This window comes from Erythrobacter sp. (genome assembly GCF_023653175.1).
In the GTDB taxonomy this organism is placed as follows: Bacteria; Pseudomonadota; Alphaproteobacteria; order Sphingomonadales; family Sphingomonadaceae; genus Erythrobacter.
In genome coordinates, this window is the sequence record NZ_JAMNXL010000132.1 from 1 (window position 1) to 10222 (window position 10222).

10 protein-coding genes are annotated in these 10222 nt (G+C 67.4%); 6 read left to right on the top strand and 4 right to left on the bottom strand.

Translation table 11 applies throughout. From position 1 onward, the window contains the following. Positions 1-113: 113 nt before the first annotated feature. Entirely contained in the window at positions 114-824 is a 711-nt protein-coding gene (locus NBV68_RS13820) for an NYN domain-containing protein (protein ID WP_296310709.1), read from the bottom strand. A gap of 91 nt (positions 825-915) precedes the next feature. Between NBV68_RS13820 and lipA the strand changes: the two genes are divergently transcribed. Together lipA and NBV68_RS13830 are read left to right on the top strand one after the other, a co-directional pair. Next, on the top strand, positions 916-1881 hold the full coding sequence (lipA, locus tag NBV68_RS13825; protein ID WP_296310711.1) for a lipoyl synthase: 966 nt from the start codon (positions 916-918) through the stop codon (positions 1879-1881). 5 nt (positions 1882-1886) lie between these two features. After that, positions 1887-2348, top strand: a complete 462-nt coding sequence (locus NBV68_RS13830; RefSeq protein ID WP_296310712.1) for a type II toxin-antitoxin system RatA family toxin — start codon at positions 1887-1889, stop codon at positions 2346-2348. Here the strand turns inward: NBV68_RS13830 and NBV68_RS13835 are convergent. The 3 genes from NBV68_RS13835 to NBV68_RS13845 are packed head-to-tail and all read right to left on the bottom strand — an operon-like array spanning position 2309 to position 4559. After that, entirely contained in the window at positions 2309-2824 is a 516-nt protein-coding gene (locus NBV68_RS13835) for a CinA family protein (protein WP_296310713.1), read from the bottom strand. The two genes, NBV68_RS13830 and NBV68_RS13835, sit on opposite strands and share 40 nt — an antisense overlap. 8 nt (positions 2825-2832) lie before the next feature. Further along, positions 2833-3387 carry a hypothetical protein gene (locus tag NBV68_RS13840; protein ID WP_296310715.1) on the bottom strand — a complete coding sequence of 185 codons (555 nt, stop codon included), beginning with the start codon at positions 3385-3387 and terminating at the stop codon, positions 2833-2835. Next, positions 3384-4559, bottom strand: coding sequence for a bifunctional 2-C-methyl-D-erythritol 4-phosphate cytidylyltransferase/2-C-methyl-D-erythritol 2,4-cyclodiphosphate synthase (locus NBV68_RS13845; RefSeq protein ID WP_296310716.1), 1176 nt, complete (start codon positions 4557-4559; stop codon positions 3384-3386). The genes NBV68_RS13840 and NBV68_RS13845 overlap by 4 nt, the downstream gene beginning before the upstream one ends. 78 nt (positions 4560-4637) lie before the next feature. On the opposite strand from NBV68_RS13845, the gene dusB reads away from it, so the two are divergent. From dusB to NBV68_RS13865, 4 genes are all read left to right on the top strand, one after another. Continuing rightward, the gene (gene dusB / locus NBV68_RS13850) at positions 4638-5654 is read left to right on the top strand and encodes a tRNA dihydrouridine synthase DusB (RefSeq protein ID WP_296310717.1); all 1017 of its coding nucleotides are present in this window, start codon (positions 4638-4640) and stop codon (positions 5652-5654) included. Between the two features lie 2 nt (positions 5655-5656). Further along, positions 5657-6757, top strand: a complete 1101-nt coding sequence (locus tag NBV68_RS13855; RefSeq protein WP_296310719.1) for an ATP-binding protein — start codon at positions 5657-5659, stop codon at positions 6755-6757. Then, on the top strand, positions 6757-8196 hold the full coding sequence (locus NBV68_RS13860) for a sigma-54 dependent transcriptional regulator (protein WP_296310721.1): 1440 nt from the start codon (positions 6757-6759) through the stop codon (positions 8194-8196). Before NBV68_RS13855 ends, NBV68_RS13860 begins: the two co-directional genes overlap by 1 nt. A 94-nt stretch (positions 8197-8290) precedes the next feature. Then, a partial coding sequence (locus tag NBV68_RS13865; protein WP_296310723.1) for a HAMP domain-containing protein occupies positions 8291-10222 on the top strand: 1932 nt, incomplete at its 3' end.

Consider the following 10222-nt stretch of genomic DNA (forward strand, 5'->3'; position numbering starts at 1 on the left):
CCTATGCCGAGCAGAAGAGCGCGCCGGCAACCGGTGGCTGATCGCGTCGCTCGGGACTGAACATGGCAAGAGCGCCGGGCGGGCCACCGCTCCGGCGCTCTTTCCTTGTCGGGCTAGCGCAGCCGCTTGACGTAAAGCTGGCTGTCGCGCCGCTCGACCTTGAAGTTGTCGAGCGAGGCGAACAGGTCGGAGAGGCGCTTGAAGCCGTAGTTGCGCACATCGAAGCTCGAGCGGTTGCCCGCGATCTGCCCGACCTGCTGAAGCAGCGCGTAGCCCTCGTCATCGCGCTTGGCCTCGCGGTAGGCGGCCAGGATCAGCTCGTGGAGATCGCCCACCACCGGTTTGTTCGGGACTGGCGCGCCCGGGGCCTCGTCGCGGTTGCTGGCGATCAGTTCGTCGATGTAGAGAAACCGCGTGCACACCGCCTGGAACGCCTCGGGGGTCTTCTTCTCGCCGAAGCCGTAGACGAGGATCCCGTCCTGCCGCAGCCGGGTGACGAGCGGGGTGAAATCGCTGTCCGAAGTCATGATTCCGAAGCCGTCGACCTTGCCCTGGTAGAGCAGGTCGATGGCGTCGATCGTCATCGCCATGTCGGTCGCGTTCTTGCCCTTGGAGATGTCGAACTGCTGCTGCGGGCGGATGCCGAACTTGTTGGTGATCCGGTCCCACTTCGCCAGATTGTCCTTGGCGAAATTGCCATAGGCGCGGCGGATGTTGACCTGGCCAAGCTCGGCCATGACGGTCAGCACCGGGTCGATCGCCTGCGGGCTGGTGTTGTCCGCATCGATCAGGAGGGCGATGTTTCTGAGGGCTGTGTCCGACATTGCGCCGCTATGCAGCCCGCAAGCATTCTTCGCAAGAATGGCAGGGGCCGCTGCGCTTGCGGGACGCCGCTCTCGCGACTAAATGGCTCCCATGAACGACCTCTCCAGCCCGCCGCAGCCGAGCCCGCCCGCCGACCGGCCCGCCCGCCAGCGCAAGCCCGACTGGATCCGCGTGCGCGCCCCGGTGAGCGAGGGCTATAACGAGACGCGCCGGTTGATGCGCGAGCTCAACCTGCACACGGTGTGCGAGGAAGCGGCCTGTCCGAACATCGGCGAGTGCTGGACCAAGAAGCACGCGACCGTCATGATCCTCGGCGATGTCTGCACGCGGGCCTGCGCCTTTTGCAACGTCAAGACCGGGATGCCCAAAGCGGTCGATCCCTTCGAGCCGGAAAACACCGCGATCGCCGCGGCCAAAATGGGGCTCGAACACATCGTCATCACATCGGTGGATCGCGACGATCTGGCCGACGGCGGGGCGAGCCAGTTCGTCAAGGTGATCGAGGCGCTGCGTCGAACCACGCCGAACACCACCATCGAGATACTCACCCCCGATTTCCGCGGCAAGATGCGCCGCGCGGTGGAGATGATCTGCGAAGCGGGGCCCGACGTCTACAACCACAATCTCGAGACCGTCCCCCGGCTCTATCCCACGATCCGCCCAGGCGCGCGTTATTATGCCTCGCTCAGGCTGCTGGAGGAAGTGAAGGCGCACAATCCGCTGATCTTCACCAAGTCGGGGATCATGCTGGGCCTCGGCGAACAGCGCCTCGAGGTGCACCAGGTGATGGACGACATGCGCTCGGCCGAGGTCGATTTCATCACCATGGGGCAGTATCTCCAGCCGACCCCCAAGCACGCGTCGGTCGAGGAATTCGTCACCCCCAAGGCGTTTGCCGCCTATGGCGCGATCGCGCGGGCCAAGGGTTTCCTGCAGGTCGCCTCCTCGCCGCTGACCCGGTCAAGCTACCACGCAGGCGATGACTTTGCGAAGATGCGCGCCGCGCGCGAAGAGAAGCTCGCGCGCGAGAACGCCCGTTCGGGGGCAAAGGCCTAGCTCCGGTGCCCGGCATCCGCGAAACCCGCCGCCTGCCCTATAGCGCCCAGCAGATGTTCGATCTGGTGGCGGACGTCGCCCGCTATCCCGAGTTCCTGCCCTGGGTGATCGCCACCCGGGTGCGCTCGAACAGCGAGACCGAGATGGTCGCCGACATGGTCGTGGGCTTCAAGGCGATCCGCGAGAGCTTCACCAGCCGCGTCTCCAAGACCCGCCCGCAAGAAATCGACGTCCACTATCTCGACGGGCCATTGAGCGACCTCGACAATGTGTGGACCTTCCGCGCGGTCGATGACCATAGCTGCGAGATCGACTTCGTTGTCGACTTCACCTTCAAGAACCGTCTGTTCGAACGGATCGCGGGGCAATATTTCGACAAGGCCTTCAGGAAGATGGTCGAAGCCTTCGAGAAGCGCGCCGCAGCGCTTTACGGCAGCAGCAGTTCGAGCGCGCAGAGCGTTGCCTGACGGCGGATCTCGGCGCGCCCGCCGGGGCCCTCGCCGCCGTCGAAGAACCTGAGTTCGCCCTCCGGCTCACCGGTTGCGCCGCGCACCACGCGGGCAAAAACCACGGTGCCGACCGGCTTGTGCAGCGTGCCCCCGCCGGGCCCCGCCACGCCGCTTATCGCCACGGCCACATCCGCCTTGGAGCGGTCGAGCGCGCCCTTGGCCATCGCCCAGGCGCAGGCGATCGAGACCGCGCCGAAGGCCTCGATGATGTCGCTCGGCACGCCGAGCATCTCCATCTTGGCCTCGTTCGAATATGTCACGAAGCCCCGGTCTAGCACGGCGGAGGAACCCGCGATCTCGGTGATCGCGCCTGCGACCAGCCCGCCGGTGCAGCTTTCGGCGGTGGCGATCGTGCGTCCCGCTGCGGCATTCTCCGACACCACGCGGGCGGCGAGGGCGGCGATGTCTTCGGGGAGGAGCGAGAGGGGGGGCATGACGCAGCCTACTTCACTGTCGCAGCCGCGCTGCAGGCCGGCGGGTTCTTCATGTCCGTGAGTTCGACGATGAAGGCGATCAGCCCGCCGAGGTTCTCGCCCGGCAGCGGGCTCAGCAGCTCCACCCCGCGCTCGATCTTGCCGCAGCTGTCGGGCTTGATCTCGCTGGCAATCATCTGGCCGACGAGGGCATCGACGAAGGGACGCAGCGCCTCTTTGGGCAATGCCCCGATCATCGCCGCCATGTCCGCGTCCTTGCCCTTCTGGCCCGCGCCGCCCTCGTTCATGAAGGTCTTGAGGAAGCGGAAGGCGCCCGGCCAGGCCTTGTTCTGCCCGCCGCGGAAGGTTGAGATGTAGGCGTCGCCTTCGCGGGCTATGAAGCCGCTGGCGGCAAAGCGATCGCCGCAGGCGGTGCGCGCGGCGTCAAAGGCGATCGGCATGGCATAGACGACCGCGTCGGCAAGGTCGGCAGGCTGGACGCAAGCCTGTTGCTGCGCTTGTGCGGAGGTGGCCGAGGCGAGCGCGGTGAGGGCGAGGGCGGGGGCGATCAGACTACGGGTCATGGCAGGTCTCCTTGCGGCATGCGGGTGACAAGAACGATGGCCTGCGCGGCGATACCCTCGCCGCGGCCGGTGAAGCCGAGTTTCTCGGTGGTTGTGGCCTTGATGCTGACCGCGTTTTCGCCGAGCCCCATCAGCCTCGCGACTTCGGCGCGCATGCCGGGGCGGTGCGGGCCGATCTTCGGAGCCTCGCAGATCAGCGTGAGGTCGACATTGGCGATTGCGTAGCCGGCCGCGCGGGCAAGGCTGACGGCATGCTCGAGGAACCGCCCCGAACGCGCCCCGCGCCACTGCGGGTCGCTGGGCGGGAAGTGGGTGCCGATATCGCCCTCGCCGACCGCGCCGAGCACCGCATCGGTGATCGCATGGAGCGCAACGTCGGCGTCGGAATGGCCGGAGAGACCCTTGTCGTGCGGGATCAGCACCCCGCCGAGCCACAACTCCTCGCCCGCTTCAAGCCGGTGAACGTCGAAACCTTGGCCAATGCGGAAGGCGGGTGCGGCGGAGTGGTCCATGAGGTCCTCGGCAAAGGTGATCTTCTTGAGGCGCTCGTCGCCATCAATGAGGGCAACTGAACCATTGCTGGCCATCAGCACCTGCGCATCGTCGCCCGCGTCAGGCGCGCCCGGCCAGTCGCGGTGGGCGGCGAGGATCGCGGGGTAGCGGAAGGCCTGCGGGGTCTGGACGCGGCGCAGGCTCTCTCGCTCGGCCTTGCCGGTCATCACGTTGCCGTCTCCCGCCACCGCGAGGCTGTCGACCACCGGCAGCACCGGGATCGCCCCCGGGTGCTCATCGAGCGATGCCAGCAGGCGGGAAATCACTTCGCGGGGGAGATCGGGGCGGGCGGCGTCATGGATCAGCACGCGCGTGGGTGGTTTATCCACCAGCGCCTCAAGCCCCGCGCGCACCGACTCCTGCCGGGTTGCACCGCCGGCGACGAAGTGCACGCCCGCAATGCCCGCCAGAGCCGCTTCGGCCTCGGCACGGGTCTCGGGGGCGATCACCGTTACGATCCTATCCGCACCCGCGTGGGCAAGCGCTTCAATCGACCAACGGATGATCGGTTTGCCCCGTAATATCCGGAATTGCTTTGGAATATGCCCGCCCGCGCGCAGGCCCTTGCCCGCCGCGACCACGACCGCGGCGAAAGGGGGGAGGGGGGTGGGACCGTCCATCGGGGCCTTCGCTTAGGCACTGGACGGGCTTTCGGCAATCCACTATGCGCTGCCCATATTTTAGGCATTACCCCCGACATGACCCCGCTCCCCCCTCCGCCGGCCTTGAAGCCGATCGCCATCGGCCCCGTCGTGGTCGCCGAGCCCGTGATCCTCGCGCCGATGACCGGCGTCACCGACATGCCGTTCCGCACGCTGGTGCGCCGCTATGGCTCGGGCCTCAACGTCACCGAGATGGTGGCGAGCGAGGCGGCGATCCGTGAGACCCGCGTCAGCACGCAGAAGACAGCCTGGGACCGGATCGAGGAGCCGGTCTCGATGCAGCTGGTCGGCTGCGACCCGGCCAGCATGGCCGAGGCGGCGAAGATCCAGGAAGGCAATGGCGCGGCGATCATCGACATCAATTTCGGCTGCCCGGTACGCAAGGTCGTCGGCCAGTTCGCAGGCTCCGCCCTGATGCGCGAAGTGCCGCTCGCGGTGCGGCTGATGGAGGCCACGGTCAAGGCGGTGAAGGTGCCGGTAACGGTCAAGATGCGCATGGGCTGGGATCACCAGAGCCTCAACGCGCCTGACCTCGCCCGCATGGCCGAGGACCTCGGGGTGAAGATGATCACCGTCCACGGGCGCACCCGCAACCAGATGTACAAGGGGAGCGCCGACTGGGCCTTCGTCCGCAAGGTCAAGGAAGCGGTCAGCATCCCCGTCATCGTCAACGGCGACATCTGCAGCATCGATGACGCCGCCAAGGCGATGGAGCAATCGGGCGCGGACGGGCTGATGATCGGGCGCGGCGCCTATGGCAAGCCGTGGCTGCTCGGTCAGGTGATGCACTGGTGGCGCACCGGCGAGGCGCGCGCCACTCCGGGGATCGACGAGCAATACGCGCTTGTGGTCGAGCACTACAACCGGATGCTCGATCACTACGGGCGCGACACCGGCGTGAAGATGGCGAGGAAGCACTTGGGGTGGTACACCAAGGGCCTCCATGGCTCGGCCGAGTTCCGCAACCGGGCCAATTTCATCGATGATGCCGCGACAGTGCTCTCCGAGATCGAGCGTTTCTACGCGCCCTTCCTGATGCAGCAGGCCGCCTGAGCGTGGCGAGCCATCCCGCAGAACCGCAGGGGGCGGGCCGCCCCGATGCGCGTGCGCAGCTTTCCGGGCTGATCTTTGCGGTGGTGCTGATCGATCCCGATGGCAGAATCGCAGAGGTCAATCACGCCGCCGAGGACCTGCTCGGCACCAGTTCGGTGCGCCTTGTCGGCACACGGCTCATCGACCGCATCGGGCCGCTGGATACGCGCGTCGAGGCGCGGCTGCTCGCCAGCGAGGAGGCGCTGGTCGCGCGCGATCTGGCGATCCGGGTCGCCGCGCAGGAAAGCCGCGTCAACCTCACCGCCTCGCCGCTCGGCGGCTTTCCGGGCTGGCGGGTGGTGACGCTCTCGCAAATCGGCCATGACGACGCCGCCAATCCCGGCAACAGCGAGGCGATGCTCGGCGCGCCCGCGGTGCTCGCGCACGAGATCAAGAACCCGCTCGCCGCAATCCGCGGGGCCGGGCAATTGGCCGCGCGAAAGCTGCCGCATGCCGACAAGAAGCTCGCCAAGATGATCACCGACGAGGTCGACCGGATCGCGCGGCTGATCGACCGGATGCAGCAATTGGGCAGCACCCGGACCGCCTCGGTCGACCCCTGCAACCCGCACGAGGCGATCCGCGCCGCGGTCGCCACGATGCGTGCGGCCGGAAGCGCGCTGGGCGAGATCGAGATCCGCGAGGAGTTCGATCCTTCGCTCCCGCCGGTGCTCGCCAATCGCGACGCGCTGGAACAGGTGCTGATCAACCTTATCTCCAATGCCCGCGATGCGGCGCTGGCAGGCGGTGCCAAGGGCGGCCTGATCATCGTCCAGACCCGCTTCGTCAGCGGCCTTGCGTTCAGCGCGATCCGCAACGGCCGCGCAGTGCCGTTGCCGATCGAAATCACCATTTCCGACAATGGCCGCGGGATCGACCCCACCTTGCGCGACCACGTTTTCGAGCCCTTCGTCTCGTCCAAGCCCTCAGGCCAGGGCCTGGGCCTCTCGCTGGTGCGCAAGCTGGTGCGCGACATGAACGGCAATGTCAGCCATGACCGCGACGCGCGCGCCGGGCTGACCAATTTCCGCCTGCATCTGCCACAGGCACCGGAAGCGGCCTGATGGGACACGCGCATGATCCGGTCCTGCTCGTCGAGGACGACATCGCGATCGCCACGGTGATCATCGCCGCCCTCGAGGACGAGGGTTTTGCCATCGCCCACTGCACCGGCATCGCCGCGCGCGACAAGCTGCTCGCCAAACGGCGCTTTGCGGTGATGCTCACCGACGTGATCCTCGAGGATGGTGACGGGCTCGCCAGCCTCTCCGCCGTGCGCGAACGCGCGCCCGACATGCCGGTGATCGTGCTCTCGGCGCAGAACACCCTCGATACCGCCGTGCGTGCCAGTGAAAGCGACGCCTTCGAATATTTCCCGAAGCCCTTCGATCTCGACGAGCTTGTCCATGCCGTCCGCCAGGCCGCGGGCGCGCGCTCGCCCTCGGCGGAGGACACCAGCGCCGCGATCCCGGGCGAGGGCGAGCGCATGCCGCTTGTCGGGCGCAGCCCAGCGATGCAGGGCGTCTACCGCATGATCACGCGGGTGCTGCGCAATGATCTGACCGTCCTTGTCACCGGCGAGAGCGGGACGGGCAAGGAGCTGGTCGCCGAGGCGATCCACGAGCTCGGCAACCGCCGCACCGGGCCCTTCGTCGCGGTCAACACCGCCGCGATCCCCGCCGACCTCGTCGAAAGCGAGCTGTTCGGGCACGAGAAGGGCGCCTTCACCGGGGCCATCGCCCAGGCAATAGGCAAGTTCGAACAGGCCAATGGCGGCACGCTGTTCCTCGACGAGATCGGCGACATGCCGGCCGAGGCCCAGACCCGGCTGCTGCGCGCGCTGCAATCGGGGCGCATCCGGCGAGTCGGCGGGCGGCAGGAGATCGCGGTCAATGTCCGCATCATCGCCGCCACCAACCGCGACCTCACCCCGATGATCGCCGCCGGCACTTTCCGCGAAGACCTGTTCTATCGCCTCAACGTCGTCCCCATCGTGCTGCCGCCCTTGCGCGAGCGGCGCGAGGATATTGCCGCGCTTGCCCAGCACTTCCTCGTGCTCGCCGCTGAGGACGGACTCCCGCGCCGCGTGCTGACGACAGACGCGATCGAGCGGCTCGAGGCGCGCAGCTGGCGCGGCAATGTCCGCGAGCTGCGCAACGTGGTCTATCGCCTCGCGCTGATGGCGCGCGAGGAGCGGATCGACGCCGAGGTGGTGTGTGACATCATCGGCCCCGATATCGCGCCGGCGAGCGTCCCACAGGATGCCGGACAAGGGGGCTTCGGCGGGGCCCTGTCGGCGTGGCTGGCCGCTGAAAGCCCACCTCCGGGCGCGCTCTATCACCGCGCACTGGCCGCCTTCGAAAGGCCGCTTATCGAATATGCCCTGGGGCGTACCGGGGGCAACCAGCTGCGCGCGGCGCAGCTCCTTGGCATCAACCGCAACACGCTGCGCAAGCGGATCGGCGAGCTGGGACTGGAGCCGGAACGCTTCTCGCCCTCCTGATCGGCGCGCGCGGGGCACGAAACGTCGCACAACCGCAGGATTTCGGCCGTGCTGGCTTGCAAATCGGCCACACCATTGTTGTAAAGAGGCAACGATGGCGCAACCCACACCCAAAGCACCGCGTCCGGCCCTGCGCCAGCCTCCGCGCTGGTGGCGGCGGCTTTTGCTCGCGGGACGCCGGGCGAACCTTTTCGCTTGGCTCGAAGGGCTGGCGGTGATCGCGCTGGGGGCGGCGATTGTCGCCACCTGGTCGACTTACGGGCGCTCTGCCGCAACCGACGACCTGCTGCCGACGATGCAGGCCTCGGTGCTTCTGATGGCGACGCTGGTGCCGGCGATGGCACTGCTGGTGCTGATCGGCCGCCGTCTCGCGCTGCGCCGCGCGGCAGGGAGCACCGCGCGGCTCCACGTTCGGCTCGTCTTCTTCTTCTCGATGGTCGCCGCGCTGCCGACGTTACTGGTGGCAGGGTTTGCCGCCTTCCTGTTCCAGACCGGGGTCGACTTCTGGTTCTCCGACGAATCGCGCGGGCTGATGGAGAACGCCAACGCACTGGCGCAGAACTACTACGACGCCAACCAGCGCGACGTTGAAAACAACACCGTCATCATGGCGTCCGACATGCGCGACACGCTCGCGCGGGTGCCGATCACCGATCCCGACTTCCCCGATTTCTACGCCTATCAGGCCCAGGCCCGCGAGATTTCGGAGAGCGCGATCCTCCAGCGGATGAAGGACGGATCGTTCCGCACCGCCGCCGCGCTCGATCTGAGCGAGGGGAACAGCCCGCTCGCCTTCAGCCGCGCCGCGCTCCCGCGGCTTGATCGCGGCGAGCTTGCCGTGGTGGTCGGCAGCCCCGAGCGGATCGAGGCGCTGGTGCCGATCGATGCGCAGACCGGCATCTATCTGTATAACGCGCGCACCACCGAGGAGACGATGTTCAACTCCTGGTCGCGTGCGCAGTCGATCGTCACCGCCTATGACCGGCTGACGGGGAGCGCGCGTGCCTTGCAGCTGCGCTTTAACATCGCGCTGGTCGCGGTGAGCCTGCTGCTAGTGGGTCTCGCGATCTGGTTTGCGCTGCGCTTCGCCGACCGGCAGGTCGAGCCGCTCACCAACCTTGTCGGCGCCGCGCGCAAGGTGGGGCAGGGGAACTTCGCGCTCAGGCTCGAAGGCCGCACCGGGGCGGACGAGATCGGCCTCTTGAACCGCGCCTTCAACCGCATGACCGCGCAGCTCGAGAAGCAGACCCAGGCGCTGGTGAGCGCCAACCGCCAGATCGACGACCGCCGCGCCTTCACCGAAGCCGTGCTCGAATCCGTGACGGCGGGGGTGATTTCGGTCGATGCCGAGGCGCGGGTGACCCTGATGAACTCCTCGGCGCAGGCGCTGCTCGCCCATGGCGGGCTGCCCGCCGATCTTATCGGCCAGACGCTTGAGACCCTCGCCCCCGAACTCGCCCGGATCGTGTTCGAAGGCAAGGAGCGGGCGATCATTACCCATGCCAAGGGCACCGATCTGCTGACTCTGGCGGTCAAGGTCGCGCCCGGGACCGACGATGGTCGTGTGATCACCTTCGAGGACATCACCCGCCAGCTGCTCGACCAGCGCCAGGCCGCCTGGTCCGATGTCGCGCGCCGCATCGCGCACGAGATCAAGAACCCGCTCACCCCGATTCAGCTCGCGACCGAGCGCTTGAAACGCCGTTACCGCAAGCAGGTCGGCGACGAGGACCGCGAGCTGTTCGACGATCTCACCAACACCATCGTGCGCCAGGTCGGCGATCTGCGCAAAATGGTCGACGAGTTCTCCTCCTTCGCCCGCTTGCCCAAGCCGGTGTTCCGCGACGAGGACGCGCTCGATCTGGTGCGCCAGGCGGTGTTCCTCCAGGAAGTCGCCCATTCCGGCATCGCCTTCTCGGTCGCATCCTCGGAATTGATCGACCGCGAGATCCGTTGCGACCGCCACCAGTTCGGGCAGGCCATGACCAATGTGCTCAAGAACGCTGTCGAAGCGGTCGAGGCACGC

Coding starts and splice junctions, on each gene's coding strand:
- NBV68_RS13820 (WP_296310709.1), bottom strand. CDS start 824: ATGTCGGACACAGCCCTCAGAAACATCGCCCTCCTGATCGATGCGGAC.
- lipA (WP_296310711.1), top strand. CDS start 916: ATGAACGACCTCTCCAGCCCGCCGCAGCCGAGCCCGCCCGCCGACCGG.
- NBV68_RS13835 (WP_296310713.1), bottom strand. CDS start 2,824: ATGCCCCCCCTCTCGCTCCTCCCCGAAGACATCGCCGCCCTCGCCGCC.
- NBV68_RS13840 (WP_296310715.1), bottom strand. CDS start 3,387: ATGACCCGTAGTCTGATCGCCCCCGCCCTCGCCCTCACCGCGCTCGCC.
- NBV68_RS13845 (WP_296310716.1), bottom strand. CDS start 4,559: ATGGACGGTCCCACCCCCCTCCCCCCTTTCGCCGCGGTCGTGGTCGCG.
- dusB (WP_296310717.1), top strand. CDS start 4,638: ATGACCCCGCTCCCCCCTCCGCCGGCCTTGAAGCCGATCGCCATCGGC.
- NBV68_RS13860 (WP_296310721.1), top strand. CDS start 6,757: ATGGGACACGCGCATGATCCGGTCCTGCTCGTCGAGGACGACATCGCG.